The organism is Sphingomonas oryzagri (genome assembly GCF_029906645.1).
Taxonomy (GTDB): Bacteria; Pseudomonadota; Alphaproteobacteria; order Sphingomonadales; family Sphingomonadaceae; genus Solisphingomonas; species Solisphingomonas oryzagri.
This window is the reverse complement of record NZ_JARYGZ010000001.1, coordinates 2,747,300-2,773,734: the sequence shown is the minus strand read 5'-3', so window position 1 is coordinate 2,773,734 and position 26,435 is coordinate 2,747,300. Positions and strand designations below refer to the sequence as shown.

The 26,435-nt window shown below is 68.0% G+C and carries 29 protein-coding genes, 4 tRNA genes and 1 pseudogene; 13 read left to right on the top strand and 21 right to left on the bottom strand.

The window, feature by feature from the left end:
- Positions 1–47: 47 nt before the first annotated feature.
- The 3 genes from QGN17_RS13480 to QGN17_RS13470 form a co-directional block, all read right to left on the bottom strand.
- Positions 48–1,712 (bottom strand): S10 family peptidase, encoded by a 1,665-nt coding sequence (locus tag QGN17_RS13480; protein WP_281044986.1) that lies wholly within the window; start codon positions 1,710–1,712, stop codon positions 48–50.
- Between the two features lie 101 nt (positions 1,713–1,813).
- Positions 1,814–2,188, bottom strand: coding sequence for an acyl-CoA thioesterase (locus tag QGN17_RS13475; protein WP_281045226.1), 375 nt, complete (start codon positions 2,186–2,188; stop codon positions 1,814–1,816).
- A gap of 17 nt (positions 2,189–2,205) precedes the next feature.
- A complete protein-coding gene (locus QGN17_RS13470) occupies positions 2,206–4,269 on the bottom strand; it encodes a S9 family peptidase (RefSeq protein WP_281044985.1) in 2,064 nt (687 codons plus the stop codon).
- A gap of 308 nt (positions 4,270–4,577) precedes the next feature.
- On the opposite strand from QGN17_RS13470, the gene QGN17_RS13465 reads away from it, so the two are divergent.
- Entirely contained in the window at positions 4,578–6,368 is a 1,791-nt protein-coding gene (locus QGN17_RS13465) for an aminopeptidase P family protein (RefSeq protein ID WP_281044984.1), read from the top strand.
- A 6-nt stretch (positions 6,369–6,374) separates the two neighbouring features.
- On the top strand, positions 6,375–6,632 hold the full coding sequence (locus QGN17_RS13460; protein ID WP_281044983.1) for a hypothetical protein: 258 nt from the start codon (positions 6,375–6,377) through the stop codon (positions 6,630–6,632).
- 6 nt (positions 6,633–6,638) lie between these two features.
- Here the strand turns inward: QGN17_RS13460 and QGN17_RS13455 are convergent, their stop codons facing one another.
- On the bottom strand, positions 6,639–6,761 hold the full coding sequence (locus QGN17_RS13455; protein WP_281044982.1) for a hypothetical protein: 123 nt from the start codon (positions 6,759–6,761) through the stop codon (positions 6,639–6,641).
- A 116-nt stretch (positions 6,762–6,877) separates the two neighbouring features.
- On the opposite strand from QGN17_RS13455, the gene QGN17_RS13450 reads away from it, so the two are divergent.
- A tRNA-Thr gene (locus QGN17_RS13450) sits at positions 6,878–6,952 on the top strand.
- Between the two features lie 26 nt (positions 6,953–6,978).
- Here QGN17_RS13450 and QGN17_RS13445 read toward each other — a convergent pair.
- The 3 genes from QGN17_RS13445 to QGN17_RS13435 all read right to left on the bottom strand — a co-directional run bounded on the left by QGN17_RS13445 (position 6,979) and on the right by QGN17_RS13435 (position 8,269).
- Complete coding sequence (locus QGN17_RS13445; RefSeq protein WP_281044981.1) at positions 6,979–7,401, bottom strand: surface-adhesin E family protein; 423 nt, start codon at positions 7,399–7,401, stop codon at positions 6,979–6,981.
- Positions 7,402–7,419: 18 nt separating this feature from the next.
- A complete protein-coding gene (locus tag QGN17_RS13440) occupies positions 7,420–7,641 on the bottom strand; it encodes a hypothetical protein (RefSeq protein ID WP_281044980.1) in 222 nt (73 codons plus the stop codon).
- A gap of 253 nt (positions 7,642–7,894) precedes the next feature.
- The gene (locus tag QGN17_RS13435) at positions 7,895–8,269 is read right to left on the bottom strand and encodes a DUF427 domain-containing protein (RefSeq protein ID WP_281044979.1); all 375 of its coding nucleotides are present in this window, start codon (positions 8,267–8,269) and stop codon (positions 7,895–7,897) included.
- Between the two features lie 146 nt (positions 8,270–8,415).
- Between QGN17_RS13435 and QGN17_RS13430 the strand changes: the two genes are divergently transcribed.
- Positions 8,416–9,177, top strand: a complete 762-nt coding sequence (locus QGN17_RS13430; RefSeq protein WP_281044978.1) for a YkgJ family cysteine cluster protein — start codon at positions 8,416–8,418, stop codon at positions 9,175–9,177.
- 14 nt (positions 9,178–9,191) lie between these two features.
- Here QGN17_RS13430 and QGN17_RS13425 read toward each other — a convergent pair.
- Positions 9,192–9,282: transfer RNA gene (locus QGN17_RS13425), tRNA-Ser, on the bottom strand.
- A gap of 69 nt (positions 9,283–9,351) precedes the next feature.
- Between QGN17_RS13425 and QGN17_RS13420 the strand changes: the two genes are divergently transcribed.
- Positions 9,352–10,227 (top strand): peptidylprolyl isomerase, encoded by an 876-nt coding sequence (locus tag QGN17_RS13420; RefSeq protein ID WP_281044977.1) that lies wholly within the window; start codon positions 9,352–9,354, stop codon positions 10,225–10,227.
- 18 nt (positions 10,228–10,245) lie between these two features.
- Here the strand turns inward: QGN17_RS13420 and QGN17_RS13415 are convergent, their stop codons facing one another.
- The gene (locus QGN17_RS13415) at positions 10,246–10,782 is read right to left on the bottom strand and encodes a hypothetical protein (protein WP_281044976.1); all 537 of its coding nucleotides are present in this window, start codon (positions 10,780–10,782) and stop codon (positions 10,246–10,248) included.
- Positions 10,783–10,903: 121 nt separating this feature from the next.
- Positions 10,904–11,668 carry a DUF1134 domain-containing protein gene (locus QGN17_RS13410; RefSeq protein ID WP_281044975.1) on the bottom strand — a complete coding sequence of 255 codons (765 nt, stop codon included), beginning with the start codon at positions 11,666–11,668 and terminating at the stop codon, positions 10,904–10,906.
- Between the two features lie 176 nt (positions 11,669–11,844).
- On the opposite strand from QGN17_RS13410, the gene QGN17_RS13405 reads away from it, so the two are divergent.
- Positions 11,845–11,934 (top strand) — tRNA-Ser (locus tag QGN17_RS13405).
- 106 nt (positions 11,935–12,040) lie between these two features.
- Here the strand turns inward: QGN17_RS13405 and QGN17_RS13400 are convergent.
- Together QGN17_RS13400 and QGN17_RS13395 are read right to left on the bottom strand one after the other, a co-directional pair.
- Positions 12,041–12,559 carry a helix-turn-helix domain-containing protein gene (locus tag QGN17_RS13400; protein WP_281044974.1) on the bottom strand — a complete coding sequence of 173 codons (519 nt, stop codon included), beginning with the start codon at positions 12,557–12,559 and terminating at the stop codon, positions 12,041–12,043.
- 498 nt (positions 12,560–13,057) lie between these two features.
- A tRNA-Arg gene (locus QGN17_RS13395) sits at positions 13,058–13,134 on the bottom strand.
- 59 nt (positions 13,135–13,193) lie between these two features.
- Between QGN17_RS13395 and QGN17_RS13390 the strand changes: the two genes are divergently transcribed.
- On the top strand, positions 13,194–13,940 hold the full coding sequence (locus QGN17_RS13390; RefSeq protein ID WP_281044973.1) for a queuosine precursor transporter: 747 nt from the start codon (positions 13,194–13,196) through the stop codon (positions 13,938–13,940).
- Here QGN17_RS13390 and QGN17_RS13385 read toward each other — a convergent pair.
- From QGN17_RS13385 to QGN17_RS13360, 6 genes are all read right to left on the bottom strand, one after another.
- A complete protein-coding gene (locus tag QGN17_RS13385; RefSeq protein WP_281044972.1) occupies positions 13,937–14,332 on the bottom strand; it encodes a DoxX family protein in 396 nt (131 codons plus the stop codon). The two genes, QGN17_RS13390 and QGN17_RS13385, sit on opposite strands and share 4 nt — an antisense overlap.
- A 13-nt stretch (positions 14,333–14,345) precedes the next feature.
- Complete coding sequence (gene purQ, locus QGN17_RS13380) at positions 14,346–15,011, bottom strand: phosphoribosylformylglycinamidine synthase subunit PurQ (protein WP_281044971.1); 666 nt, start codon at positions 15,009–15,011, stop codon at positions 14,346–14,348.
- 15 nt (positions 15,012–15,026) lie between these two features.
- On the bottom strand, positions 15,027–15,257 hold the full coding sequence (purS, locus tag QGN17_RS13375; RefSeq protein WP_022691557.1) for a phosphoribosylformylglycinamidine synthase subunit PurS: 231 nt from the start codon (positions 15,255–15,257) through the stop codon (positions 15,027–15,029).
- Positions 15,254–16,393 (bottom strand): acyltransferase family protein, encoded by a 1,140-nt coding sequence (locus QGN17_RS13370; protein WP_281044969.1) that lies wholly within the window; start codon positions 16,391–16,393, stop codon positions 15,254–15,256. Before QGN17_RS13370 ends, purS begins: the two co-directional genes overlap by 4 nt.
- A 21-nt stretch (positions 16,394–16,414) precedes the next feature.
- Positions 16,415–17,194, bottom strand: a complete 780-nt coding sequence (gene purC, locus QGN17_RS13365; protein WP_281044968.1) for a phosphoribosylaminoimidazolesuccinocarboxamide synthase — start codon at positions 17,192–17,194, stop codon at positions 16,415–16,417.
- 103 nt (positions 17,195–17,297) lie between these two features.
- Positions 17,298–17,462: a hypothetical protein gene (locus tag QGN17_RS13360; RefSeq protein ID WP_281044967.1), complete on the bottom strand. Its 165-nt coding sequence runs from the start codon at positions 17,460–17,462 to the stop codon at positions 17,298–17,300.
- A 105-nt stretch (positions 17,463–17,567) separates the two neighbouring features.
- Between QGN17_RS13360 and gcvA the strand changes: the two genes are divergently transcribed.
- The 4 genes and pseudogenes from gcvA to QGN17_RS13340 all read left to right on the top strand — a co-directional run bounded on the left by gcvA (position 17,568) and on the right by QGN17_RS13340 (position 20,883).
- Complete coding sequence (gene gcvA / locus QGN17_RS13355) at positions 17,568–18,476, top strand: transcriptional regulator GcvA (RefSeq protein ID WP_281044966.1); 909 nt, start codon at positions 17,568–17,570, stop codon at positions 18,474–18,476.
- A 22-nt stretch (positions 18,477–18,498) separates the two neighbouring features.
- On the top strand, positions 18,499–19,473 hold the full coding sequence (locus QGN17_RS13350; RefSeq protein ID WP_281044965.1) for a bile acid:sodium symporter family protein: 975 nt from the start codon (positions 18,499–18,501) through the stop codon (positions 19,471–19,473).
- An 11-nt stretch (positions 19,474–19,484) separates the two neighbouring features.
- Positions 19,485–19,937: pseudogene (locus QGN17_RS20925) on the top strand (cytosine permease); the annotation flags it as partial.
- Between the two features lie 109 nt (positions 19,938–20,046).
- On the top strand, positions 20,047–20,883 hold the full coding sequence (locus tag QGN17_RS13340) for a cytosine permease (RefSeq protein ID WP_313790162.1): 837 nt from the start codon (positions 20,047–20,049) through the stop codon (positions 20,881–20,883).
- 10 nt (positions 20,884–20,893) lie between these two features.
- Here the strand turns inward: QGN17_RS13340 and QGN17_RS13335 are convergent, their stop codons facing one another.
- Positions 20,894–21,109, bottom strand: coding sequence for a hypothetical protein (locus QGN17_RS13335; RefSeq protein WP_281044963.1), 216 nt, complete (start codon positions 21,107–21,109; stop codon positions 20,894–20,896).
- 71 nt (positions 21,110–21,180) lie between these two features.
- The gene (locus QGN17_RS13330; RefSeq protein WP_281044962.1) at positions 21,181–21,900 is read right to left on the bottom strand and encodes a potassium channel family protein; all 720 of its coding nucleotides are present in this window, start codon (positions 21,898–21,900) and stop codon (positions 21,181–21,183) included.
- Between the two features lie 127 nt (positions 21,901–22,027).
- On the opposite strand from QGN17_RS13330, the gene parC reads away from it, so the two are divergent.
- Both parC and QGN17_RS13320 read left to right on the top strand, forming a co-directional pair.
- Positions 22,028–24,325 (top strand): DNA topoisomerase IV subunit A, encoded by a 2,298-nt coding sequence (gene parC / locus QGN17_RS13325; protein ID WP_281044961.1) that lies wholly within the window; start codon positions 22,028–22,030, stop codon positions 24,323–24,325.
- A 100-nt stretch (positions 24,326–24,425) separates the two neighbouring features.
- Positions 24,426–26,120: a putative bifunctional diguanylate cyclase/phosphodiesterase gene (locus tag QGN17_RS13320; RefSeq protein ID WP_281044960.1), complete on the top strand. Its 1,695-nt coding sequence runs from the start codon at positions 24,426–24,428 to the stop codon at positions 26,118–26,120.
- A gap of 4 nt (positions 26,121–26,124) precedes the next feature.
- Here the strand turns inward: QGN17_RS13320 and QGN17_RS13315 are convergent, their stop codons facing one another.
- Complete coding sequence (locus QGN17_RS13315; RefSeq protein WP_281044959.1) at positions 26,125–26,415, bottom strand: hypothetical protein; 291 nt, start codon at positions 26,413–26,415, stop codon at positions 26,125–26,127.
- Positions 26,416–26,435 lie beyond the last annotated feature (20 nt).

The window sequence follows — 26,435 nt, the reverse complement described above, 5'->3', positions numbered from 1 at the left end:
CATCAGTCTATGCCGATGGCGGAGAGTCGGGAAGGCGGCCTAAAGACTCAGTTCGGGCCGTTGCCCCCGGCATGGCCGCGCGAGATGGCGGGCGCGGTCGGTGGCGTCGCGCTCGACGCGCTCGCCACGATCTCGTCGTACCAAGCGGAGAGGTCGCGGTGCATGGCGCGCAGCGCGTCCGGGTTCAGATAGGCCATGTGGCCCGACGGATAGTAGCGGAAGGCGATGTTCTGCGCCTGCGCGGGCTGCAGCCCCATATGATGCAGGTCGTATTCGGTGCCGAAGAACGGGGTCGCCATGTCGTAATAGCCGTTGAGAGACAGAAGGTGGAGATACGGATTGGTCCGCATCGCCGCCGATATGTCCACCGCGACGTCCGGCGCGGCCTGCTTGCCGCGGCCGCCGCCCGGCGCATCATGCGTCCAGTCCCACTTGAAGCCGTCCGTGCCATAGGCCGAGACGCGGTAAGGCATGTCTGTGCGGTAGTTCAGCTCGCGCGCCATGTAGTCGTTGAAGCTGGCGATGAAGGCGCCGGAGATGGCGGTGTCGGACGCGTCATATTCCGGGCGCTCGCCCGCTGCATCGGCATCGATGCCCGTGTAGCGGCTGTCGTAGCGGCCGACGGTCAGCCGCTGGTCGCGCAGCAGTTCTTTCTGGAAGCGGGCGAGGTCGACGCGCAGGTTCGCATCGAGGATGAACTGCGGCGATAGGCCGGTCAGCGCCGACATCTGCTGTGCGATCTGCGCGCGGGTCTGCGGATCGAGCGCGGAACCCTGCGCCAGCGCCGCCGCATAGGGGCCGGCAGCCCACTGCCGGGCCTGCTCCACCACGGTCGCCACGTCGGCGGGCGGGTTGGCGAGCTTGTGGTGATACCAGGCGGTCGCCGCGAAGCTCGGCAGGTAGTTGATGTAGATTTGGTCGAAGCCCGGCTGGCGGATGCCGTAGTTGAGGATCGACGAGAGGATCACCGCGCCGTTCAGCGCCATGCCGCGATCCTGCAGCAGATAGGAGAGCGCGCCGGTGCGGGTGGTGCCGTAGCTTTCGCCGAAGATCACCTTGGGGCTCTGCCAGCGGGCATTCTTGGTCACGTAGCGCATGATCGCACGGGCGAAGCCGTCGGCGTCCTGGTCGACGCCCCAGAAATCCTTGTCCTTCTTGTCGCCGAGCGCGCGCGAATAGCCGGTGCCGATGGCGTCCACGAACACCATGTCGGTCTTGTCGAGCAGGGTCTCCGGATTGGGGCCGAAGGCGTAGGGGGCGGGCTTGATATATTCGGGGTTGGCGGTCTGCACGCGCTCGGGCGCGAAGCTGCCCATGTGGAGCCACAGCGTCGAGGAACCGGGTCCGCCATTGTAGAAGAAGGTGACCGGGCGACGCTTGTAATCCTTCACGCCGTCGGCGGTGTAGGCGACGTAGAAGACCGATGCGATCGGCTTGGCATCGTCGTCACGGATGGTCAGCGTGCCGGCGGTCGCGGTGTATTTCATCGCGCCCGCATGGGTGGTCGCGACATGGTGGGTGACCGACGCCTGCTCCATCACCGGCGCCTTCACCCAGCCGGCCTGCGCGTCGTCGTCCTTGTCCTGCTGGTGCCCCTTGGCGATCGCTGACTTGTCGTCGCTTTTGCCGGGCTTGTCCTGCGCGGAGGCCATCGTGGGGAGCGCGATCGCGGTGGCGAGCGCGAGGAGGGGCAGGCGGAATCGTGCAAGCATCGGGGGGAGTCCTCGTCAGCGATACGGGCGCGATCATGGCCCCCCGGCCCCAGTCGCGAAATCGTATACACAGGCTCGGGCCGCGATGCGCAACCCCAAATTCACAGGAAGGGCGCGGCGACCTCCGCCGGGATGCGCAGCGGCCGCCCGGTGTGGCGATCGAGCATCGCCCAGGTCGTGCGCGCGCGGACATGCGGTTTGCCGCCGTCGCCGACGAACTCCACGAAGCGATCGAAGCGCGCGCCGGTGGGCGCGTCCCCCACCCACGTCCGCGCCGTCACCCTGCCGCCGGGGCCGAGGCCGCGCAGATAGTCGATCTCGTGGCGCACCACGACCCAGACAAAGGCCTCGACATGCGCCGGGTCGGCGGTGGCGGCCCAGTGCGCGGTGGCGACGTCCTGAATCCAGCGCACCCAGGCGGCATTGTTGACGTGGCCGAGTTCGTCGATCTCGGCCGCCGTCGCCTCGAACCCCATCTCGAAGACGGGGCGCGTCACCCCAGCGCCTCGATCATGAAGGCGAAGGCCTCGGCCCGCTCGGTGATCGAATCGAAGCGGCCGGACTTGCCGCCATGCCCCGCGCCCATGTTGATCTTGAGCAGCAGCGGGTTGGCGTCCGTCTTGGTGACGCGCAGCTTCGCCGCCCACTTGGCCGGCTCCCAATAGGTGACGCGCGGATCGTTGAGACCGCCGGTGATCAGCATCGGCGGATAGGCCTGCGCGCTCACCTGATCGTAGGGCGAATAGCTGCGGATGAGGCCGAACGCCTTGGGATCGGTGATCGGATTGCCCCATTCGGGCCATTCGCCGGGGGTGAGCGGCAGGCTCTCGTCCTGCATGGTGTTGAGCACGTCGACGAACGGCACGTCCGCCACCACCGCGCCCCACAGGCCGGGATCGGTGTTGGCGACCACGCCCATCAGCTCGCCACCCGCCGATCCGCCCTGGATAGCGATGCGACCGGGCGCGGCGAAGCCGGCATCGATCAGACCCTGCGCAGCGTCCGAGAAATCGTGGAAGGTGTTCCAGCGCTTCTCCGCCTTGCCATCGAGATACCAGCCGTAGCCGAGATCGTCGCCGCCCCGGATGTGCGCGATGGCGCAGGCCCAGCCGCGATCGAGCAGGCTGAGGCGATCGGTCGAGAAGCTCGGCGGGATGGCGATGCCGTAGGCGCCATAGGCGTAGAGGTAGAGCGGGCCTTTCCCGTCCTTGGCGAAGTCCTTGCGGTAGACCACCGACACCGGGATCTGCACGCCGTCGCGGGCCGACACTATCAGCCGCTCGGTGGCGTAGAGCGAGGCGTCGTAGCCCGACGGCACCTCGCGCACCTTCAGTGTCGTGCGGCTGCGCGTGGCGGGATCGTATTCGTACACCGTGTCCGGCGTGACCATCGATCCGTAACCGATCCGGAAGCCCGGCGAATCGAACTCCGGATTGGTGCCGAGCGAGGCGGTGTAGCTCGCCTCCGGAAAGGCGACGCGATGTTCGTCGCCCTCGTAGGTGCGCAGCCGGATCTGGTCGAGCCCGTCGACCCGCTCCTCGATCACCAGATGCTCCGCGAAGCTGGTGAGGCCCCGGATGTAGACTTGATCCGATCCGGCGATCACCGTCTTCCACTCGCCTGGAGCCTCGGGCGAGGCGACCGCGACGCGGAAGTTGATGTGATCATCGTTGGTGTGGACCCACAGCTTCCCGTGTGCCGAATCCACGCCATACTGGCGCTTCGCCTTGCGCGGCGCGATCAGCAGCGGCTCGGCGGACGGATCGGCGGCGGGCACCAACCGTACTTCGCTCGTCTCGTGATCGTTGGTGCCCAGCACGATCCACTGCCGGTCCTGCGTGCGGCCGACATGGACGTTGAAGCCGATATCCTCCTTCTCCTCGTAGAGCGTCGTGTCGCTCTCCGGATCGCTGCCCAGCTTGTGCAGCCGCGCGCGGAAGGTGCGCCAATTGTCGTTGACCTCGGTATAGGCGACCGCGTCCGATCCGGCCGACCACACCACGCCGCCGTTGACGACACTGCTGACCGTCTCGATGTCCGCACCCGTCGCGAGATCGCGGATGCGCAAGGTGAAGCGTTCGGCCCCGTTGCTGTCCGACGACCAGGCCGCGAGCTTTCCATCGGGGCTGACCGCCAGCGCGCCCAGCCGGAAATACTCCTTGCCCTCGGCCTCGGCGGCTTCGTCGAGAATCACCTGCCCCGGCTCGTCCGTGCCGGTCGGGCGGCGCATCCAGCGGCGATATTGCGCGCCCTTCTCGAACGACCACCAATAATCCCAGTCGCCGTCCTTGCGCGGCACCGAGCTGTCATCCTCCTTGATGCGGCCCTTCATCTCGGCGAACAGGGTGTCGACCAGCGGCCGCACCGGCGCCATCGCCTGCTCGAAATAGGCGTTCTCCTCTTTGAGATAGGAGAGCACCGCCTCGTCGGTGACGTTCGGATAGCCCGGATCCTTCAGCCAGAAATAGTCGTCGGAAACGGTCTGGCCGTGCCGCTCGTAGCTGTGGGCATGGCGGGTCGCGAGCGGCGGGGCGGGGAGCTTGGCGGGATCGATCATGGCCCGCCTTGTGGGCATCGCCGGGGCGCTGTGCAAGCGGGCGTGCCCGCCTTCGTATCCGGCTGTCCTGCGCAAGCATCCGCCCCGAATAGCGGGGGGCTTGACTTGGCGGGGTTTTGCTACAAACCTGCAGCACATAATAATATTTGTGGGAGAGAATTTGATGCTGGCCATAGCTTTGGCGACATTGCCCGTGACGGGACTTGCGATCGTGGGCGTTCTGGCGAAGTTCGCGCGGAGCTGATCCAGCACCGGTAGCGCCGCCGCCGGCCTTCACCCGGCCGGCGAACGGGTCTATTGAGGCCTCCATGTCTAGCTATGCCGATCGCCTCGCCGCCCTGCGCGACGAGCTCGCCCGCCGCCGTCTCGACGGCTTCGTCGTTCCGCTCACCGACGAGCACATGTCCGAATATGTCGGTGCCTATGCCCAGCGCCTCGCCTGGCTGACCGGGTTCGAGGGATCTGCCGGCACCGCCGTCGTGCTGCCGCAAGAGGCCGCGATCTTCACCGACGGCCGCTACACCCTGCAGGTGCGCGAGCAGGTCTCCGCCGATCAGTGGAGCTACCAGTCGGTGCCCGAGACCTCGGTCTCGGCCTGGCTGAAGGAACATGCGCCGAAGGGCGGGCGGATCGGCTATGATCCGTGGCTGCACACCAAGGGCTGGGTCGATGCCGCGACCAAGGCGCTCGCCGCGCGCGGTGCGGAACTCGTCGCGGTCGAGACCAACCCGATCGATTCGGTGTGGCCGGATCAGCCGCTCCCTTCCGACGCGCGCCTCGTCGTGCAGCCCGACGCGCTGACCGGCCAGTCGGCCGCGGCCAAGCGCGCCGATGTCGCCGAGTGGCTGGACGCGCAGGGCGCCGACGCGGTGGTGCTCTCCGCGCTCGATTCGATCGCCTGGGTATTCAACGTGCGCGGCACCGACGTCAGTCGCACGCCGGTCGCGCTGGCTTACGCGCTGGTCAATTCGGATGCCACGGCCGACCTGTTCGTCGATCCCGAGAAGGTGGACGAGGCGGTCGCCCAGCATCTCGGCAATTCGGTGCGGATCCAGCCGCGCGATGCCTTCGCCGGCGCGCTGGAGGGGCTGTCGGGCAAGAAGGTCTCGGTCGATCCCGATCGCGCTGTCGCCGCCATCTTCGAGCGTCTGAAGGGCGCCGGCGCCACGGTGACCGAGGCGCGCGATCCCACCATCCTGCCCAAGGCGATCAAGAACGCGGTCGAGATCGCCGGCACGACGGTGGCGCATGTTCGGGACGGTGCGGCGGTGACGCGCTTCCTGCACTGGATCGATACCGTCGCGGCCAAGGGCGGGCAGGACGAGTTGACCGCCGCCGCCCAGCTCGAGGCCTTCCGCGCCGAGACAGGTGCGCTCAAGGATCTGTCGTTCGACACCATCTCCGGCGCCGGACCGAACGGCGCGGTGGTGCATTATCGCGTGTCAGAAAAGACGGTGCTGCCGATCGAGCAGAACTCGCTCTACCTCGTCGATTCGGGCGGGCAATATGCCGACGGCACCACCGACATCACCCGCACCATCGCGATCGGCGAGCCGACGGCGGAGATGAAGGACCGCTTCACCCGCGTGCTCAAGGGCCATATCGCGCTCGCCCGCGCGATCTTCCCGCAGGGTACGCGCGGCACCCAGCTCGATACGCTGGCGCGGCAATATCTCTGGGAGGTCGGCCTCGATTATGCGCACGGCACCGGCCACGGCGTCGGATCGTATCTTTCGGTGCACGAGGGGCCGCAGCGCATCGCCACGCCCAACGGCCAGCCAGGCGGCGACGAGCCGCTGCGCGCCGGCATGATCCTTTCCAACGAACCCGGCTACTACAAGACCGGCGCCTATGGCATCCGCATCGAGAATCTGGTGCTGGTGCAGGATCGCGCGGTCGAGGGTGCGGAGAAGAAGCTGCTCGGCTTCCACACGATCACGCTGGCACCGATCGACCGGCGGCTGGTGGATGTCGCGATGCTGTCACCGGCCGAGCGCGCGTGGCTCGACGCCTATCACGCCCGTGTGCTGCGCGAGATCGGTCCGCTGGTGCCTGCCGAGGTGAAGGCCTGGCTGGAGCAGGCGACCGCGCCGCTGTGAGGCTGGTTGTCCGATAGCGAGTATCGCGGCGGCACGACCGCCGGCGGGCGATGGGGATGCGGCCTCGCGATCCTCATCTGCCTGCCGGTGGGCATATACCTGACGCTCGTGGCGGCCTTGGGCGATTGCACATACGGCGTGCAGTGCCACAGGGGCATGCTGTTGGACGTTATTCTCCCGACGGCCGCGCTTGCCGCGCTCATTGGCTTCGGCGCGCGCTGGCTCATCAACGGCATGAATCGGGAACGCGGCGACGATCCCTAGGGCGCGTCAGGGTTGTGCATCCTTCTCCGCCACCGGCTCATCCTTCTCCCGCGCCTGCTCCTTGCGGCGGCGGAGATTCTGGCGGAGCGCTTCGGCGAGGCGCTTCTCGCGGTCGGTCTGGGCGGTCATGGCCTTGGCGTAAGACGATCGTCACGATCCGCGCAAGCCGCCTTGACGAGGCCGTCCACATTCTTCATAGGGCCGGCCTCCGCCGCCGGCTTGGCCGGTTAGCGGTTCCGGGCCGTGCTGCCGTAGCTCAGTGGTAGAGCGCATCCTTGGTAAGGCTGAGGTCGGGAGTTCAATCCTCCCCGGCAGCACCACCGGCCCCTTTTCCTATCGATAGCGATCAGCGGCGGGGCGGCTTCGGCCGCAGCCGGCAGATCGCGCGATCGGCGATCTCGCCGGTGGTACCGGGCGTGGCGGGGGACAGGCGGCGCAACGCCGCATCGACATCCTCGCGCGAATGGCCGAGCGTCGCTCCGGCCGCATCGGTGCGAATCTGCTCGAGCGAGGTGGTGAGCCGCCGCTCGCAATCGATCGCATCGAGATTCTGCTCGCGCGCCGTGCCGTCCGCGCGCGGCTCGGCCAGCGCGATCCGCCACCAGCCGTGCGTCAGGCCGCCCGCCGTCACGATATGCGCGGCGTCGACCTCGACCACGCCGCCTTCGGCATGCTCGCCCACCGCGACCCAGCGCGGCGGCACCGGCCGTCCGGATGCCGCCGTCGCCATGATGCAGGCGATCCCGATCGCCGTTCCGATAGTCCGCATGGCCCCCTCCCTGAAGGATCAGAAGATGCCGTGCCCGATCACCAGTCGCACCAGTCCGACGACGAGCACCACGAGATTGAGGTTGCGCCCCGCATTGCCGCTCGACAGCACGCCGACGCCGAGGCCGACCACCGCGATCGGCAGGATGAACCAGTAGAGCCAGCCGAACAGCGGCAGGAACGCGACCAGCGCCGGCACCAGCGCGACGAGGCCGATCAGGACCGAGATCAGGTTCAGCATTACCGGACTATCACCCGGATGCGCCGTTTTGCCAAGGCATCGGCGACCGTATCCGACCGGGCGATTCATCGGCGCTTCCTTCACCGGAATCTGTCCGTCGCCCCGCACGGGCCTCGGCGCTGTCGGGCGAGGGCGGGTGGGGCGTAACAGCGTAGGGTGGCGAACGCGAAGCGGTTGTCGACGCGGCCCGTCACAGCGAGCCTGCCTTGCCGCCGCATCGGAGGCTGCGCGCGCTGGGGCCGGCCGCCAGGCGCTATTCCGTTTCGATGGCGTCCACCCGATCCGGATAGAAAGCGAGGTGGCCCGCAATCGCCGCCACGGCGTCGTGCGGGGTCTCGTAGCTCCACACGGCGTCCACCGCGCGGTCGCCGCCCGCCGGAATGCTGAAATAGCTGGCGTCGCCCTTGTAGGGGCAGTGGGTGCCATGATCGGTGCGCACCAGCGCCGCCATCTCGACATCGGCACGCGGGATGTAGAAGACGGGCGGGTAGTTCGCTTCGCGCAGCATCAGCGCGGATGTGCTGTCGGCGATGGTGAGGCCGCCGGCGATGATGGTGACCCGGCCACCGGCCGGCTCGATGGTGATAGGATGGTCGGGTCCGGGGACGAGGATGGGCTGGGCTGCCATGCGGAAACTCCTGCGCGGGGCAGTCCTATATGGGGAGCGCGATCCGCGGATCCAGGCTCGAGGGGCGGCAGGCGCGGCGGCGAAGCGCGCGATGACCTGTAACGCGCAAGGGGACCGGCGCGTATTCCGATCGCAGGAGGGGGCAAATGGATATCCGGTTCGATTGCACGCAATGTGGGCGATGTTGCCACGATCTTAGGCTGCCGCTGAGCATCGACGAGGCGATCGTCTGGGCCGGGCGGGGCCACGACGTGCAACTGCTCTGTGACGCGCTGCCGTCATTGTCCGGTGATCCGCCGGAGGAGATCGTCGCACGCTTCCGCCATGACCGGTCGTTTCCCGCCATGAGCGGAGGGCTGCCGATCCGTGTGGCCATCATTCTCGTCGCCAGACACGCCGGTGCGTGCCCGCATCTGCTGCCCGACATGCGCTGCGGCAATTACGCCGATCGTCCGCGTGTGTGCCGCATCTATCCCGCTGAGATCGCACCGCATGTCCGGCTCGACATCCAGAACAAGCTCTGCCCGCCGGAGGCGTGGGCAGGGGATCGGCCGTTGCTCCTGCGCGACGGCTTCGTGGCGGACGCGGGCCTCGGCAGCCTCATCGCGGCCCACCGGGCGGCGGCGCAGTCGGACGCACCGGCGAAGGCGCGGGCAGCGATGCTGCTCGGAGCGAGGACCGCAGCGCTCTGGAACGAGGGCTATGCGGTGCGCGCGCCTGCGCCCGACGATCTGGTGGCGGCGCTTGTGGAGGCCCGTGCGTCGATGGAAGAGGTCGATACAGGCGCGCACTGGTCGATCGTCAGCAACCGGAAGAGCACGCTGGCGATGTTGCGGGATGCCGATGCCGATGGCCGGTTCTGTCGATCGGACGCCGGCTATATCGGCTTCTTCGCCGATGAGGGGTGATTCTGCTGTTGGTCTGGCGGAGCGGGAGGGATTCGAACCCTCGAGGAGCTTTGGACCCCTACACACTTTCCAGGCGTGCGCCTTCGACCACTCGGCCACCGCTCCGTTAGGCGGCGCTGCCTAGCGGCATCGCACGGCTTCCGCAAGCCGAAGCTCTGTGGCAGCATCGCCCTTATGCGCCGAACCGCCCTGATCCCGCTTCTCGTCCTTCTCGCCGCAGCCCCGCCGCCCGCGATCCAGTCGCCCGGCGAGATCGTCGCGGCGGCGCCCGCCAGTGCCTGGCGCGCCGTCGATCCCGACAATCTGGTGCTGATGGACCTTGCCAATGGCGGGCATGTCGCGATCGAACTGGCCCCCGCGTTCGCCCCGGCGCACGTCGCCAATATTCGTGCGCTGGTGCGCGGCCACTGGTTCGACGGCAATGCGATCGTGCGTGTGCAGGACAATTATGTCGTCCAGTGGGGCGGGGCGGACGAGAAGAAGCCGCTGCCCGCGGGTGTCGCCGCGCATCTGCCGGCCGAATATGAACGGCCCCGCGCGGGGCTGGCGATGCGTCCGCTCGGTTTCCGCGACGCCTATGCGGCCGAGGTGGGCGATGCCGATGGCTGGCCCGTGGCGAGCGACGGCAAGAGCGCGTGGCTGCCGCATTGCTATGGCATGGTCGGCGTCGGGCGCGACATGCCGCCGGACACGGGCACGGGGGCCGAACTCTACACGGTGATCGGGCAGGCGCCGCGCCACCTCGATCGCAACATCACCGTGGTCGGGCGCGTGATCGACGGGATCGAGACGATGACGGCGCTGCCGCGCGGCACCGGCGATCTGGGCTTCTACACCGATCCGGCGCAGCGCACCGGGATCGTGCGGGCACGCATGGCGTCCGACGTGCCGGCCGCCGATCGCCCGCGCTATCAGGCAATGCGCAGCGATGCGCCGGCCTTTGCGGCCTATGTCGATGCGCGCGCCAACCGGCGGGACGCCTTCTTCGTCAGGCCGGCGGGTGCCGTCGATCTGTGCAATGCGCCGGTGCCCGTCCGCCGCGTGCCCTGAGGCTACGCGGCGTATCGGTCAGTGATGGCGGCCGCCGGCCGGCGGGCTGGAATGGCCGAAATTGCCGCCAAAGCGGCCACCGCCCGGTGGCGGGCCGGAATGTGCGCCGCCGGAGCCACCATGCCATCCGCCCTGATGGCCGCCGGGATTTCCACCCGGATTGCCGCCAGACGGCGGATTGCCCGGTCCGTTGCCGCCGTGCCATCCGCCATGGTGGCCGCCGTCGCCGCCTCCGTGCCAACCGCCATTGCCCGGACGGCCGTGCCAGCCATGCCCGCCCGGTCCGTTCCAGTCGTGGCGATGGCCGCCTCGATCGTAGACGAAATAGCCGCTGCCCGGATAATAATAGTCACCGTACCAGCCGTAGTTCGGCCAGCCGCCGTAATAATCGCCGCCCCAGCCGCCGTCATAATAAGGCGAGCCGCCATAATAGCCGCCGCCCGCATAAGCGCCGCCATAGCCATAGCCGTCGTCGACGCAGCCGCCGAGCGTCAGCGCGCCGGCCAGTGCAAGTCCCGCAACGCCGATCCGGCGCAGTCTGGAAACCCGTTCCATTGCCCATCTCCCGAGCGGCCACGCAGGGCGCGCGCCGCCACTTGAGATGTCATTCTATCTCAACCGGTTGAACCCGCGCTGAACCCGCCCCGTCGCGATGTGCCGCGACGGGACAGGCGCATCAGAACGGCATCAGCTTCGATTGCGGGGTGAACTTCATATAGCCCACGTTCGCGCCCAGCCGCCAGCCGACGCCGAGCCGGATCGGGATCAGCACCACGTCGCCGCGCCGCAGATAGCTCGCGGTGAAGCCGCCGACGAAATAGGCCGTGCCCTCGGCCGCCGGGAAGCGGTGATAGAGATCCTGGCTGTCGTACAAATTGTAGACGAGGATGAACTCCTTCGACGCATTGCCGCCGATGTCGAAGCCCAGCGACGGCCCCGTCCAGTAGACCGGGCGATCGCCCTCGATCTTGTGATGCAGCACGCCGGAGCCGTATTTCAGGCCGATGGCGAAGGCGCCGCTCGCCTCGCGGCCGGAAATATAGGCGGTCGGGCGGCCCTGATCCTTGAGCACGCGCTCGATCATCCGGGCAAGCCCCTCGGCGCCGCGCCCGAACACGCCCTCGGCCGCGTCGAGCACGTCATGCTCCTCGAACGTCTGGTTGTCCGGCGCGCGCGACGCATTGGTCGCCGGCGGGGCGGAGCGATCGTCGCCCGAAGGCGCGGAGGCGGGCGGGGACGGGGGGGCGTTGTAATCGCTCTCCGGCGGCGGCTGGGTGCCGCTGGTCTCCGGCTGGCCGCTGCCGGCCGGCGCGAGATCGCTGTGCGCCTGCGAGGAGGACGGATCGACCGTGCGAATCTGCGCGCAGACCGGCGCGGCCGCGAGCGCCAGCACGGCGGCGATTGCAACGGGTGCCGCGATCCGGCGGGCGATGATGGTCATGGAAATGCTCTGCTCCCCCGAAAAGTCCGGCACTGGTTAACCGCGAAGCGCCTTGCCGCGCAATGAACGCGCCGGGCCGTTCCCACAGCACGACTCAACGAAGGCACGCTTCGCCGCGCTGGACCCTGTTGTGCAGCCGAAAAACGCTCGCTATAGCCGCCCGCACGCCGCAGCTCGGAGACGTGGGTGAGTGGCTGAAACCAACGCTTTGCTAAAGCGTCGTACGGGAAACCGTACCGAGGGTTCGAATCCCTCCGTCTCCGCCAGCCGGCCGGCTCCGATGCAGGAGTGGCCGGCATGGGGCGATCGATGCCGAGAGCTTCCCGCATTGGTTCGCGCCGCGATGGCGCTCAACGCCGCTAAGACGCAGCGCTAGCGCAGGTCCGCGCGCAGTTCGCGCACGCCGCGGCCGAGCCGCTGGCGCAGCAGCGTGCGCAAGGTTGCGCCGTCGACATAGCCCACTTCCTCGGCAATCGCATCAAGGCCGAGTTCGCCGCTGCGGATCAGCGATTGCGCGCGTTCCACCCGCAGATCCTGAAAATAGCGGAGCGGCGACTTGCCGAGCACCGCCTGGCATTTGCGCTGGAGCGAACGCGGACTGGTCGCCAGCGCATCGGCTGCCTCCCGCAGCGAGAAACCCTGGTGCAGCCGACCGCGCGACCAGCGTTCGAAGCGCGCGATCAGCGGATCGGCGCCGGCCAGATGGCTGGGGATGATATAGGCGGCCTGTGAGGAGCGGAGATCGGCCAGCAGGTAGCGTGACACGAGCGTCGCAAGCTCTGGGCTGGCCTGCCGTATCAGCCAGAGCGCAAGATCGAGGTGGCCCATCGCCGATCCGGCGGTGACGCCCGCGTCCGTCGGCACCAGCATCCGCGTCTCGTCGAGCGCCACCTTCGGGTAGCGCTGGCGGAACAGCGGCGCGAGCGACCATGTCGAGGTGCCTCCCGTCCGTCCAGCAGCCCCTCCTCCCGAACCGTCACCCCCAGCCGTGAAGCAACCGCCGCCCCAAGAGTCGCTCGATCCGCCACCATCGAACGATTTGCCGCCGCCACCTCCACGAGTGAAACCGCCACCACGCCAGGAGGTTCTGGCGGTGTCACTGCCAGACGATCCGCCATCCTTGAACGTGAAGCGCCCGTTGGCCGGGTCGTGATCTGGGTTGAATTTGACCTCGAGAATGTCGGTGGACCGGGACCATCTGCCCGTACGGAGATATTATCCGAAATGCTCCGGTGGAATACGGATCCGTGCCGTCGCCGAACCGATCTGCCTCATATCAGCCCTCCCAGGAACGCCACATGCTTGTACCGGAATGGTTGGAACAAATCAAGAACATTATCCCGCAGGGAGAACCCTCGGCATCGATGTGCTGTCCAGACATGGAGGAGTTGGCGCGCCCGGCAGGACTTGAACCTGCGACCATCCGCTTAGAAGGCGGATGCTCTATCCAGCTGAGCTACGGGCGCTCCGGAAGCGCGCATAGCCCGGATTGCGTGGATGCGAAACCGCGATACTGTGCCGCCTCATGACGGATACGCAACAGAACGCATCGCAGCCCGGCCTCCGCACGGTCGAGGCGGACGAGGTGGGGAAGGGCGGCTTCCGCTATTTCGATTTCATGATGACGGCGTTTGTCGCCATCCTGCTGCTCTCCAACGTGATCGGTGCGGACAAGGCGGCGACGCTGGGGGGCCTCAAGTTCGGCGCGGGCATCCTGTTCTTCCCGCTCTCCTACCTGCTCGGCGACATCCTGACCGAGGTGTACGGCTATTCGCGCGCCCGGCGCTGCGTGTGGGCGGGGTTCGCGGCGATGATCTTCCTCGCGCTGATGACCTTCGTGGTGGTGAAGCTGCCGCCGGCGCCGGGCTGGTCCAACCAGCCGGCCTACGAGCTGGTGTTCGGGCAGACAGGGCGGATCGTCCTCGCCAGCATCTGCGCCTTCTGGGCGGGCGAGTTCGTCAACGCTTTCGTGCTGGCGCGGATGAAGGTGTGGACGGGCGGAAGGTACCTGTGGACGCGCACCGTCAGCTCGACCGTGTTCGGGCAGGCGATGGACAGCCTGATCTTCTATCCGCTCGCCTTCTGGGATGCGCCGGGCTTCACGCATGGCCTCGTCATCACGATCATGGTGACCAACTGGGCGATGAAGGTGGGCTGGGAGGTGCTGCTGACCCCGTTCACCTATCTGGTGGTCGGCTTCCTCAAGCGTGCCGAGGGGGTGGAGGTGTTCGACACCCGCACCAACTTCTCGCCGTTCCGCGCGCGGGATTAATCGGGGCGGGCGCCCGTCGAACGTGCCGTGACGCCGCCGGCTGCCAGCGCCCACCAGCAGATGAAGGGCTGGGCGAACAGGCGCGGATAGTGATAGGCCCAGCCGAGCCCGGTGCCGGTCGAGAGATCGTGCACCGCGTGCAGGATGTTCGCGGGATAGACGCAGACGGCGTAGAGCGCGAGCATCACGCCTGCGATCGCGCGGGTCGCCGGCACGAACAGCCCTGCCGCGCCGGCGATCTCGGCGGCGCCGGTCAGCAGGATCACGGCGTGCGGATACGGAACCGCCGGCGGCATCACGCCCGCGAACACATCCGGGCGGGCGAGGTGGACCATCCCCGCTATGGCGAACAGGGGCGCGAGGGTGAGGCGGGCGAGATCGGCGCTTTTCATCGCGCCGCGGCCGTCACGCCAGCGCGCCGACCAGGCCCTCGAAGATGCGGCGGCCGTCGGTGCGGCCGTGGGCGGCCTCGATCATGCGCTCGGGGTGGGGCATCATGCCCAGCACGTTGCCCGCATCGTTGACGATGCCCGCGATATTGCGCGCCGATCCGTTGACGTCGCCAGTGTAGCGAAACGCCACGCGGCCCTCGCCCTCCAGCCGGTCGAGCGTCGCGTCGTCGGCGAAGTAATTGCCGTCGTGATGGGCGACGGGGATCACGATCTCCTCGCCATCCTCGTAGCGGCTGGTGAACATGGTCTGCGAGGTGCCGACGGTCAGCCCCACGTCGCGGCAGACGAAGTTGAGGCCGGCGTTGCGCATCAGCGCGCCGGGCAGCAGGCCGGTCTCGGTCAGCACCTGGAAGCCGTTGCACACGCCCAGCACCGCGACGCCCCTGCCCGCCGCATCCGCCACCGCGCGCATCACCGGCGATCGCGCCGCCATCGCGCCGGAGCGGAGGTAATCGCCGTAGGAGAAGCCGCCGGGCACGCCGATGATGTCGAGGCCGTCGGGCAGCGTCGTCTCGCCGTGCCACACCATCACGGTCTCATGGCCGGTCAGTTCGCGGAAAGCGACGGCGAGGTCGCGGTCGCAGTTGGAGCCGGGGAAGACGATTACGGCGGCTTTCATGGCGCGGCGCTCCTGTCAGGCCTGTTCGATGCGGAAATTCTCGATCACCGTGTTGGCGAGCAGCTTGCGGCACATGTCCTCGATCGCGGCCGGCTCGGTGCCGTCGGCGAGATCCAGCTCGACGATCTTGCCGACGCGCACGTCGTTGACGCCGCCGAAGCCGAGGCCGGTCAGCGCATGGTGCACCGCCTTGCCCTGCGGATCGAGCACGCCGGGCTTGAGGGTCACGACGACACGGGTTTTCATGAGTCTGCTCCGGGGTCCGGTTTCGCGGTCCCTTTGGCGGAAGCGGCGCGCGGGCGCAAGGGCTGGTCCAGCCGCCCGCCGCTCAGCAGCTTCGCCGCCGGCCGCGACGCCAGCATCAGCGCCCGCCCCACCAGCACGGTGCCCCCCAATGCCATCACCGGCTGGAGCAGCAGGAAGGGAACGTAGCCCGACGCGCCCATCGGCCCGGTCACCAGCCCGATCGGCGGGCCGAGCAGCCAGATCAGCACGAGATGACAGCAGAACAGCAGGAAGGCGTAGCGCTCGACGCCCATGATCCGTGCGCCGGCCCGCGTCGGCACCAGCGCCAGCGCGATCCGCCAGACGGCGAGCGCGGCGGCGAAGCGCAGCGGCATGTCGATCGCATTGGCCGCCACGACATGCGCCTTCAGCCAGGCATCGTCCTGCACCGAGACAATCACCTTGCCCGGCAGCAGCAGGAGATAGGGCAGGATGCAGCCGATCAGCGGCCAGCGCGCGATCCGCTCGGCGGTGAGATGGCGGCGCGCCAGCATGCCGGAAAGGAAGAAGAGCAGAATCTGCGGGCGCAGCAGCACGTAGAGGTTGAGGTTGCTGATCGACCATGCCGCCGCCAGCAGCCACAGCGCCCACAACCAGCGATCGGGCAGGCGGGTGAACAGGGGCGCCGCGCACATGCACAGGAACAGATCGCGCAGGAAGCTGATCTGGACGTTGATCGGATTGGGCTGGGTGACGCAGCCGATCCAGTCGAGCGCCTCGCGCACGCTCGCCGGCACGGGGGCGGGCAGGTGGAACAAGGCCGCCGACCCGCTGACCAGCGCGAGCGCGATCAGGTTCCACAGCAGCATCGGCGCCAGCACGGTGCGGGCCTTCACCTGCACGAAAGCGCCGTAACTGCGCTTGGCGGCGGACGGCCCGGAGAGCCAGCCGGAAATCGCGCCGAGCAGCGGCACCGCACTCCGCCCGACCAGCTCGATCAGCACGAAGCGCAGGATGCCCTGCCCGGTCTGGTCGAGCGCGGAAATCTGCTCGGCGGTCAGCCCCGTCCAGGCGTGGACATAGACGATGCCGAGGATGCACAGCACGCGGGCGATCTGGATCGCCTCGCGGGTGGGGACATCCTTGCGTTCGGTCATTCCGTCAGGAGCGGCCGCCCCTTACTGCCCGCGCTTCTTGCGGTGGCTCTCCATGTCGAGCACGGCGTTCTCGGCGCCTTCCGGCAGCAGGCCGAGCCGGCGCGCGACCTCCTGATAGGCCTCGACCTCGCCGCCGAGATCGCGGCGGAAGCGATCCTTGTCGAGCTTCTCGTTGGTGGTCATGTCCCACAGGCGGCAGCCGTCCGGCGAAATCTCGTCGGCGAGGATGACGCGCGAGAAATCGTTCTCCCAGATCCGGCCGAACTCCAGCTTGAAGTCGACCAGACGAATGTTGATGCCGGCGAACAGTCCGGTGAGGAAATCGTTCACGCGGATCGCCATGTCGGCGATGTCGTGCATCTCCTCCTGGCTGGCCCAGCCGAAGCAGGCGATATGCTCGTCGGTGACCATCGGGTCGCCCAGCGCATCATCCTTGTAATAATATTCGATGATCGTGCGGGGCAGCTGCGTGCCCTCCTCGATGCCGAGGCGCTTGGCGAGGCTGCCGGCGACGACGTTGCGCACCACCACCTCGATCGGCACGATCTCCACCTGGCGGATCAGCTGCTCGCGCATGTTGAGGCGGCGGATGAAGTGGGTCGGCACACCGATATTGCCGAGCATCGTGAAGACATGCTCGGAAATGCGGTTGTTGAGCACGCCCTTGCCGTTGATCGTGCCCTTCTTCTGGGCGTTGAAGGCGGTGGCGTCGTCCTTGAAATACTGGATCAGCGTGCCGGGCTCCGGGCCCTCATAGAGAATCTTCGCCTTGCCTTCGTAGATCTGCCGGCGGCGTGCCATGCGCGTGTCCCGTATCCCGAGAAAAAGACTTGCCCCGGCGCGTGAGCGGGAATCCGAGCACGGCCGGGGCTTCGTCGCCCTCTAACGGAACGGGCACGCCTTTTCAATGACGCGCGCGGCCTCGCGAGATGGTCTGCCACGGGGCCTGGTACTGGATGCGGTTGAGCGCGCGGAAGGCGTTGCCGACGCCCCTCGCCGCATTGTCCACCCAGCGGCTGAACGCCTCGTGATGATCGGCCCACAGACGGGCCACGTCCTGATCGATCATGGGAACCTCCTCTTGGCCGGGCGCCTCCGTCCCAGCCCCGTCCAGATGCGCCTTTCCGTTGCGCTCCGCCAACGAAAGGCTGGACGCAGTTGATAAGCGGTGCTTATGATCGCGGCCATGCGCCGCCTGCCGCCTCTCTCCGCCGTCCGGGTGTTCGAGGCGGCGGCGCGCCACGAGAATTTCACTGCCGCCGCCGCCGAACTCGGCATGACGCAGGCGGCGGTTTCCTATCAGGTGAAGTTGCTGGAAGATCGCGTCGGCACGCCCCTGTTCCGTCGCGAGAAGCGCCGCGTGGTGCTGACAGAGGCGGGCCGCCGCGCCGCGGCCCCCGTCTCCCGCGCCTTCGACGCGATCGACGGTGCCTTCGCCGAACTGCGCGCCGAGGACGAGGGGATGCTGACCATCTCGACCTCGCAGACCTTCGCCAACACCTGGCTCGCCTGGAAGATCGGCGGCTTCCAGATGAACCATCCCGAAATGGCGGTGCGGCTGCTGGTCAGCGACAGCCTCGTCGATTTCGCCACCGACGAGGTGGACGTCGCGATCCGTGCCGGGCGCGGGCCGTGGGAGGGGCTGACCACCGACAAGCTGCTCGACATCGATTTCACCCCGATGTGCAGCCCCGCCTTCCTCGCCCGCCATGGCGGCGCGCTGACCCCGGCGGACATGCTGCGCGTTCCGATGATCTCGCCGCAGGATCCATGGTGGCCATGGTGGCTGCGCGAGGCCGGGATCGACGTTCCGGACGGCAGGCTGCGCCCCGGCGTCCGCATGGATTCGCAGGCCAATGAGGGCGCCGCCGCGATGGCCGGGCAGGGGGTGGCGATGCTGACCCCGTTCTTCTGGCGCAACGATCTGATCGAAGGCCGGCTGGTGCGCCTGTCCGACCGGATCTCGACGCGGGGCTACGCCTACTGGCTGGTCGCGCCCGAGCACCGGCGGATGGCGCCCAAGATCAAGCGCTTCCGCGAATGGCTGGTGGACGAGGTGCGAAGGGATTTGGCGGGCGCCTGATCGGTTGCTAGGTGCAACGATTGTGGAAAAGCGCCTCTCCGCCCTGTTCGATCCCTTTCTGATCGCCCTGATCGCCACCGTCACGACGGCGAGCCTGCTGCCCGCGCGCGGAGTCGGCGCGACGATCGCCGGGTGGGCGGCGGACGGGGCGATCCTGCTGCTCTTCTTCCTCCACGGTGCCAAGCTCAGCCGGCAGGCGATCGTCGCGGGCGCGGCCAAGTGGAAGCTGCATCTGGTCGTGCTGGCGACCAGTTTCCTGTTCTACCCGCTGCTCGGCCTCGGCGCCGAACAGGTGGCGCTGCGCATCGCGCCGGCGATGGCGGCGGGGCTGCTCTACCTGTCGCTGCTGCCGTCCACCGTGCAGAGCTCGATCGCCTTCGTCTCGATCGCGGGCGGGGACGTGCCGGCGGCGATCGGCGCGGCGTCGCTGTCCAGCATCGTCGGCATCGTCGCGACGCCGCTGCTCGCGCAGGTGCTGATGGGGGCGGGCGGCACGAGTGCGGAGCAAGCCATCGATTCGATCCTGAAGATCGGCTGCCAGCTTCTGCTGCCCTTCGCGGCCGGGCATTTCGCGCGGCCCTGGATCGGCCCCTATATCGCTCGCCACAAGGCGCTGGTCGGCCGCGTCGATCGCGGGTCGATCCTGTTCCTCGTCTACACGGTGTTCTCGGCCGCCGTGGTGGAGGGGCTGTGGCACCGGACCGACCTGCACGATCTGGTCGCGGCGCTCGCCATCGGCCTCGTCATGCTCGCCATCGTGCTGGCGGTGACCTTGTGGCTGCCGCGCACGCTCGGCTGGGCGCGTGAGGACGAGATCGTCTGGCGCTTCTGCGGTTCCAAGAAGAGCCTCGTCGCGGGCGTGCCGCTCGCCGCCGCGATCTTCCCGGCGCCGCAGGTCGGCATGTTGCTGCTGCCGCTGATGCTGTTCCACCAGGCGCAGCTGATGGTCTGCTCGGTGCTGGCGAAGAAATATGCCGCGGGAGCGGCGCGGGTTTAGGCGGGGGCGGTATGGCGATCGAGACGCACAGCATAGGCTTCATTCCGGAAGGCGAGCGCTACGGCCATCCGCGCCGGCTCTTCACCGTGTGGTTCGGCACCAACCTGTCGATCGTGTGCACGACGGTGGGGATGCTGGGTGTGTTCGCCGGCCTCTCCTTCGGCTGGGCGTTGCTGGCGCTGGTGATCGGCAACGCGATCGGTACGGTGTTCATGGCCGCGCACTCCGCGCAGGGGCCGCATCTCGGCATCCCGCAGATGATCCAGAGCCGCGCGCAGTTCGGCGTGCTCGGCGCGGCGCTGCCGCTACTCGCGGTGGTCGTGACCTACACGCTCTACAACGCGGCCAACGGCGCGGTGGTGGCGCCCGCGCTGGCGGCGACCTTCGGCCTCGGCCCGATCGTGGCGCCCGCCCTGTTCGGGGTAGCCTCGGTGCTGGTGGCGTTCGTCGGCTACGAGCTGATCCACCGGATCGGCGCGGCGATGTCAGTGCTGAGCGGGCTGCTCTTCCTCGCGGTGGTGGCGATCCTGCTCGCGCGCGGTCACATCCCGCCCTCGACCGGCGCCTTCCTGCCTGCCGCCTTCATCGCGACGATGCGGTCACATCCCGCCCTCGACCGGCGCCTTCCTGCCTGCCGCCTTCATCGCGACGATCACGCAGGCGACGGCGTGGGGCCTCACCTACGGGCCTTACGTGGCGGATTATTCGCGCTACCTGCCGTCCACCGTCTCGACCGCGCGGACCTTCTGGGCGACCGCATTGGGCTGCTTCCTCGGATCGACGCTGACGATGGCGCTGGGCGCGTGGCTGGCCTCCTTCTTCGCGGCGATCGCCGCCGATCCCACCATCGCGATCCCGGCCCTGTTCGGAGGGCTGGCGACACCGGCGCGTCTGCTGCTGATCCTTGGCCTGCTGCTCGGCAACGTGATGACGCTCTATTCGGCTTACATGGCCTCGGCCGGCGTGCTGAGCGGCTTCCACCGGCGCGAGACGATCGGCGCCGCCACCAAGCTGATCCTGATGGGTGGGCTGATCGTGATCGCCACCGCCATCGCCGTCGCGACCGCCGCGAATTTCGAGCATGTCTTCGGCGATATGCTCAACATCATGGTCTATCTGCTGGTGCCGTGGAGCGCGATCAACCTCGCGGACTATTACTGGGTCCGCCGTGGCCGCTACGACGTCCCGGCGATGTTCGATCTGGGTGGGCGGTACGGCCGCTTCAACCGCGCGACGCTGGCGATCTACGCGGCGGCGATCCTGATCGAACTGCCCTTCCTGAAAGTCGGTTTCTGGGAAGGGCCGATGGCGAGCTGGATCGGCGCAGACATCGGCTGGCTGCCGGGTCTGGTGTTGCCGGGGCTGCTCTATACGCTGATGGAGCGGCGGAAGTTGACGAAGGCGGCCTGAAACGCGGGTCTCAGGCGTATTTCGTCATCGTGCTGGTGGCGGAGACCAGCGAGGAGGTGAGCTGGCCGATCTGGCTCTCGTCGATCGACTTGCCGTCCTCGCTCAGGCTGACGCTGGTCGCGCCGGCCTTGCGCGCCTCGGCGATCGCCGAGCGAATCTCGGCGGCCGATCCCGAATGGACGTTGATCGCTCCGTTCGATGTGGTGGCCGACACGGCATAACTCATCGCGCTTACTCCTTTGGTCGTAAGAACGGCAGGAGACGGCCGCCATTTAGGACGGCCGCGCACATCGTCCCTCAAACGCTGTCCTTGCTCCGGCCATGTTCCAGATTGAGCGCGACGATCCGGGCGAGCAGCGTCGCGGGGAAGAGCTGGCCGATGACCGATTCGAGATTGGCCAGGCTGCGTGCCAGCGGGTCCACCGGCACGACGTCGCCATAACCGGTGGTCGTGATCGTCGCGAGGCTGAAATAGGTCAGCGCCGCGGTCTGCTCCCCACGACCCGACGGCAGCGGAGAGCCGGTGGTCAGGATGATCGCGCCCGGCCAGTGCGTCAGCAGGGCATTGAACAGGATGGCGAACAGCGCCGCGATGTTGAGGTAGATCAGCACCGCGCCCTGCACGCGGTGCATGTTCACCCGGCCCGGCCCGAAGACGTGGCGCGCGACCAGCGCCGTCACGGCGGTATTGAAGGCCAGGGCCATGATCTCGATCAGATCGTGCTGCAGTGTGTCGCCGGGCGTGAATCCGGCCGAGCGTAATATGGAGAGGCCGAAGATCGGCACGGCTGTGAGCACGACCAGCAGCAACAGCAGCGCGATCTGCAGCCCGCGATGGCGCGTCAGCGCGGCGATGCTCACGGCGGCGAACGTCAGCCGGCACGCATCGAGCAGGATATGGGCGTCCGGATAGCGCGTCCCGAGCGGAATGGCGCCGAACAGGGTCACCGCCTGTATGGCCAGCAGCGCGCTGAGACTCCAGTCGGCCCTGTGGGGCTGCACAGCATGAGACGACATTGCCGACGCTCCTTTTGACGGGGAAATCGCGGATCGGGAAAGAATGGGGCCTTAACGGGCGTGGAACGTCCAACGGGATGGTCCGGCCCCGTTCCCCTTACGCCCCACGCCTGCTAGTCCCTGATTCATGGCCTCGACCGACACTCTCGATCCGACCCCGTTCACCGACTCCCCCTTCGACGAAGCGCTTTCCCAGCGTTACCTCGTCTACGCGCTCTCGACGATCACGGCGCGATCGCTGCCGGACGTGCGCGACGGGTTGAAGCCGGTGCATCGCCGGCTGCTGTGGGCGATGCGGCTGCTGCGGCTCGATCCGGCGTCCGCCTACAAGAAGTGCGCGCGCGTCGTTGGCGACACGATCGGCAAATACCATCCGCATGGCGACCAGTCGGTCTATGATGCGATGGTCCGCCTGGCGCAGACCTTCTCGCTCAGATACCCGCTGGTCGACGGGCAGGGCAATTTCGGCAATGTCGACGGCGATAACGCGGCGGCCTACCGTTATACCGAGGCCCGCCTGACCGCGACCGCCGTCGAACTGATGGCGGGGCTGGACGAGGGCACGGTCGGCTTCAAGCCCACCTACAATGGCGAGGAAGAGGAGCCGGAGGTCTTTCCCGGCCTGTTCCCCAACCTGCTCGCCAACGGCGCATCGGGCATCGCGGTCGGCATGGCGACGTCGATCCCGCCGCACAACGCCGCCGAGCTGATCGACGCCGCCGTCCACCTGATCGACAATCCGCAGGCGCCGACCGTCGATCTGCTCCAGTACGTGCAGGGGCCGGATTTCCCGACCGGCGGCATCGTCGCCGACGGCCCCGCCGCGATTCGCGAGGCCTATGAGACGGGCAGGGGCGCCTTCCGCACTCGCGCGCGCTTCGCCGAGCCGGAGAAGCTGTCGGGCGGCACCTGGCACCTGGTCATCACCGAAATCCCCTACGGCGTGCCCAAGGCCAAGCTGATCGAGCAGATCGCCGGACTGATCACCGAGAAGAAGCTGCCGATCCTCGCCGACGTCCGCGACGAATCGGACGAGGCGATCCGCATCGTGATCGAGCCACGTAGCCGCACGGTGGATGTCGGCACACTGCAGGACAGCCTTTACCGGCTGACCGACCTCGAAATCCGCGTCTCGCTCAACCTCAACGTGCTGGATGCCACCCGCACCCCGCGCGTGATGTCGCTGGCCGAGGCGCTGTCGGCTTACGTGGCGCACCAGATCGAGGTGCTGGTCAACCGGTCGAAGCACCGCCTCGCCAGGATCGAGAACCGGCTGGAGCTGCTCGACGGCTTCCTGATCGCCTATCTCAACCTTGATCGCGTGATCGAGATCATCCGCACCGAGGACGAACCCAAGCCGGTGATGATGGCCGAGTTCGGCCTGACCGACACCCAGGTCGAGGCGATCCTCAACATGCGGTTGCGCTCGCTGCGCCGCCTGGAGGAGATGGAGATCAAGAAGGAGCGGGCCAATCTCGACGAGGAGCGCAAGGGTCTCGCCGCGCTGATCGAAAGCCCCGCCCGCCAGCGCACCCGGTTGAAGAAGGACCTCGCCAAGCTGCGCGAGCGCTATGCGCCTGAGACCGCGATCGGTGCCCGCCGCACGACGGTAGCCGAGGCCGGGCCGGCAAGAGAGATTCCGCTGGAGGCGATGATCGAGCGCGAGCCGATCACCGTGATCCTCTCCCGGCGCGGCTGGATTCGCGCGATGTCCGGCCACCGCGATCTCGCCGCCGCCGATACGCTGAAGTTCAAGGAAGGCGACGGGCCTTTGTTCGCCTTCCACGCGCAGACCACGGATCGGCTGCTGCTGGCGGCGGCGAACGGCCGCGTCTTCACGTTGGCGGCCGACAAGCTGCCGGGCGGGCGCGGCTTCGGCGAGCCGGTGCGGCTGATGGTCGATCTGGAGGGCGAGGGTGCGCCGACGGCGCTGCTGCCGGTGCCGCGCTCGGTGGGCGACGCGCAGGTGCTGGTCGCCAGCTCCGACGGGCGCGGCTTCCTCGCGAAGCTGGGCGACGTCGCGGCGGAAACCCGCAAGGGCAAGCAGGTGATGAACCTGCGCCCCGGCGCCGAGATGAGAATCTTCCGTCCGGTCCCCGCCGGCTCGGATTATGTCGCGGTGGTCGGCGACAACCGCAAGATGGTCGTCTTCCCGGTCGGCGAACTGCCGGAGATGGCGCGCGGATCCGGCGTGCAGCTCCAGCGCTATCGCGACGGCGGCCTGTCGGATGCGATGGCGATTCGGTTCGAAGCGGGAATCAGCTGGGCGATGGGCGGCGAGACGGGCCGTACCCGTACAGAGGCGGATCTGAACCCCTGGCGCACCGCGCGCGGAGCGGGCGGGCGCATGGCCCCGCTCGGCTTTCCGCGCGACAACCGCTTCACACCTTCGTCGAGCGGCGAAACCACTGAAAGCAAGAATTAACCGGCTTTGTCTATCGCTGACATCCATGCGTATGGCCAAGGCGAGCCGGGACAATGGTACGCCGCCCATCAGGAGGGCGGTGCGCGCCCCCTTGCACCCTGTGCCCAGCGCCGCTGAGGAGCCCACCGCCGAGGCGTGGGAGACGATTGCCCGCGTCCGCCAATCCTATCTCGATGCCCTGCCGATCGCGGCCGCGCTGCTGATCGAGGACGAGCAGGGCCAGCTTTCGGTCGGTCACACCAACCGGCGATTCGCCACGCTCGACGCCTCGCGCCCGGCCAGCGCGCCGATGCCGATCGTCGAGAGCCCGGAGATCGTGCGCCGCCTGATCGAATTTTTCGCGCGGCCGGGCGAGGAACTGCGATTCGACTGGCGTGACGGCGATCAGGTCTCCGGCCGCCATTTCCAGGCCTGCATCTCGCCGCTGGCGCAGATGCCCGGTGGCAACGCCCGCTGCCTGCTCACATTGGTCGATCGCACCGTGGAGGTGCAGAATGCCCGCTCGCTGCGCGCCGAGCTGCTGCATGACAGCCTGACGGGCCTCCCCAACCGCACCGCCTTCGCCGAGGCGGTGGACGAGGTGATGGCGGCCGGCGACGGCACCCGCCACGCCGTGCTGCTGGTCGATCTCTCGCGCTTCAGCCGGATCAACGAAAGCCTTGGCGGCGTCGCCGGCGACGAGGTGATCATCACCGTCGCCCGTCGCCTGATCTCCACGTTGCGTGCCGGCGACGTCCTCGCGCGCGTCGGCGGGGACGAGTTCGGCATCCTGCTGCGCCTCGCCAACGGGCCGGACGATGCGCCCGCCGCGGCGCGCCGTATCCAGTCCGTGCTCGCGGCGCCTTTCCGGCTCGCCCGGTTCGAGGTCGGCATCGAATGTGCGATCGGCGTCGCGATGGTCGGCGACGAACAGACCAGCGGCGAGGAGATGGTGCGCAACGCCCAATTCTCGCTGAAGCGCGCCAAGTCGACCGGTCGCGTCGAGGTCCATCATCCGGGTGAGGCCGCCTGCGCGCGCTACAAGCTCGATCTCGAGACCGAGCTGCGCCGCGCCATCGATCAGGGTGATCTGCGCCTCGCCTACCAGCCGATCGTCGATCTCGCGGCGAATCGCCTGACCGGCTTCGAGGCACTGGCCCGCTGGACCCATGCGACGCGCGGCGTGATCGATCCGGGCGAGTTCATCCCGGTCGCCGAGGAAGCGGGCCTGATCGTGCCGCTCGGCCGCTGGGCGCTCGATTCGGCGCTGGCGACACTCGCCAAGTGGGATGCGCTGGCCGGTGCCACCGTGCCGCTGACCATGAACGTCAACGTCTCGGCCATCCAGCTGGCGCGGGACGACGTGCCGGGCGTGATTGCCGCCGCGCTTGCCACCCACGGTATCGACGGATCGCGCCTCACCATCGAGCTGACCGAAAGCGCGATCGTGCAGGATCCGGAGCGCACCACCAAGGCGCTGCAAGCGCTCAAGGCGCTGAACGTCAAGGTGGCGATGGACGATTTCGGCACGGGTTATTCGTCGCTCAGCTATCTGCGTCGCCTGCCGATCGATTCGCTCAAGATCGACCGCAGCTTCGTCTCCGGCATGCTGCAGGATCGCGACAAGGTGGCGATCGTGCGCGCGGTGCTCAGCCTCGCCGACGCACTCGGCAAGACGACCACGGCGGAGGGCGTCGAGACGATCGAACTCAGCCAGACGCTGGCCGCGCTCGGCTGCAGCCACGGGCAGGGATATTTCTACGCGGCGCCGCTCGCCGCCGATGCCGCGCGCGAATATTGGCAGGCGCGGATCTGACGGCCTAGCGGGTCAGGCGCCGCCGGTTGGCGCCGACCTTCCGGCGATAATGGCTGATCGTCTTGCGGGTCGCGCCGAGCGGCGTCATCCCGAGCGGCGCGGTCAGCAGCTGGGTCTGCAACTCCCACGCCGCCTGCACCTTTTCCGACACCATCAGATCGGCCTCCTTCGCGGCGGCGGAGTCACCGGTGGCGACCTTCGCCATGCGCAGGCCGATCACCATCGAGGCTTCCGCCCCCAGTGTCCAGGCATCCATGCCTGCCTTCAGCCATGCGCCATAGAGCTTGCCGTACATGGGTCATCCCGATCGCGAAG

Excerpts from the sequence above, each read along its gene's own strand:
- QGN17_RS13480 (WP_281044986.1), bottom strand. The coding sequence starts at position 1,712 with ATGCTTGCACGATTCCGCCTGCCCCTCCTCGCGCTCGCCACCGCGATC.
- QGN17_RS13475 (WP_281045226.1), bottom strand. The coding sequence starts at position 2,188 with ATGGGGTTCGAGGCGACGGCGGCCGAGATCGACGAACTCGGCCACGTC.
- QGN17_RS13470 (WP_281044985.1), bottom strand. The coding sequence starts at position 4,269 with ATGATCGATCCCGCCAAGCTCCCCGCCCCGCCGCTCGCGACCCGCCAT.
- QGN17_RS13465 (WP_281044984.1), top strand. The coding sequence starts at position 4,578 with ATGTCTAGCTATGCCGATCGCCTCGCCGCCCTGCGCGACGAGCTCGCC.
- QGN17_RS13455 (WP_281044982.1), bottom strand. The coding sequence starts at position 6,761 with ATGACCGCCCAGACCGACCGCGAGAAGCGCCTCGCCGAAGCGCTCCGC.
- QGN17_RS13445 (WP_281044981.1), bottom strand. The coding sequence starts at position 7,401 with ATGCGGACTATCGGAACGGCGATCGGGATCGCCTGCATCATGGCGACG.
- QGN17_RS13440 (WP_281044980.1), bottom strand. The coding sequence starts at position 7,641 with ATGCTGAACCTGATCTCGGTCCTGATCGGCCTCGTCGCGCTGGTGCCG.
- QGN17_RS13435 (WP_281044979.1), bottom strand. The coding sequence starts at position 8,269 with ATGGCAGCCCAGCCCATCCTCGTCCCCGGACCCGACCATCCTATCACC.
- QGN17_RS13430 (WP_281044978.1), top strand. The coding sequence starts at position 8,416 with ATGGATATCCGGTTCGATTGCACGCAATGTGGGCGATGTTGCCACGAT.
- QGN17_RS13420 (WP_281044977.1), top strand. The coding sequence starts at position 9,352 with ATGCGCCGAACCGCCCTGATCCCGCTTCTCGTCCTTCTCGCCGCAGCC.
- QGN17_RS13415 (WP_281044976.1), bottom strand. The coding sequence starts at position 10,782 with ATGGAACGGGTTTCCAGACTGCGCCGGATCGGCGTTGCGGGACTTGCA.
- QGN17_RS13410 (WP_281044975.1), bottom strand. The coding sequence starts at position 11,668 with ATGACCATCATCGCCCGCCGGATCGCGGCACCCGTTGCAATCGCCGCC.
- QGN17_RS13390 (WP_281044973.1), top strand. The coding sequence starts at position 13,194 with ATGACGGATACGCAACAGAACGCATCGCAGCCCGGCCTCCGCACGGTC.
- QGN17_RS13385 (WP_281044972.1), bottom strand. The coding sequence starts at position 14,332 with ATGAAAAGCGCCGATCTCGCCCGCCTCACCCTCGCGCCCCTGTTCGCC.
- purQ (WP_281044971.1), bottom strand. The coding sequence starts at position 15,011 with ATGAAAGCCGCCGTAATCGTCTTCCCCGGCTCCAACTGCGACCGCGAC.
- purS (WP_022691557.1), bottom strand. The coding sequence starts at position 15,257 with ATGAAAACCCGTGTCGTCGTGACCCTCAAGCCCGGCGTGCTCGATCCG.
- QGN17_RS13370 (WP_281044969.1), bottom strand. The coding sequence starts at position 16,393 with ATGACCGAACGCAAGGATGTCCCCACCCGCGAGGCGATCCAGATCGCC.
- purC (WP_281044968.1), bottom strand. The coding sequence starts at position 17,194 with ATGGCACGCCGCCGGCAGATCTACGAAGGCAAGGCGAAGATTCTCTAT.
- QGN17_RS13360 (WP_281044967.1), bottom strand. The coding sequence starts at position 17,462 with ATGATCGATCAGGACGTGGCCCGTCTGTGGGCCGATCATCACGAGGCG.
- gcvA (WP_281044966.1), top strand. The coding sequence starts at position 17,568 with ATGATCGCGGCCATGCGCCGCCTGCCGCCTCTCTCCGCCGTCCGGGTG.
- QGN17_RS13335 (WP_281044963.1), bottom strand. The coding sequence starts at position 21,109 with ATGAGTTATGCCGTGTCGGCCACCACATCGAACGGAGCGATCAACGTC.
- QGN17_RS13330 (WP_281044962.1), bottom strand. The coding sequence starts at position 21,900 with ATGTCGTCTCATGCTGTGCAGCCCCACAGGGCCGACTGGAGTCTCAGC.
- parC (WP_281044961.1), top strand. The coding sequence starts at position 22,028 with ATGGCCTCGACCGACACTCTCGATCCGACCCCGTTCACCGACTCCCCC.
- QGN17_RS13315 (WP_281044959.1), bottom strand. The coding sequence starts at position 26,415 with ATGTACGGCAAGCTCTATGGCGCATGGCTGAAGGCAGGCATGGATGCC.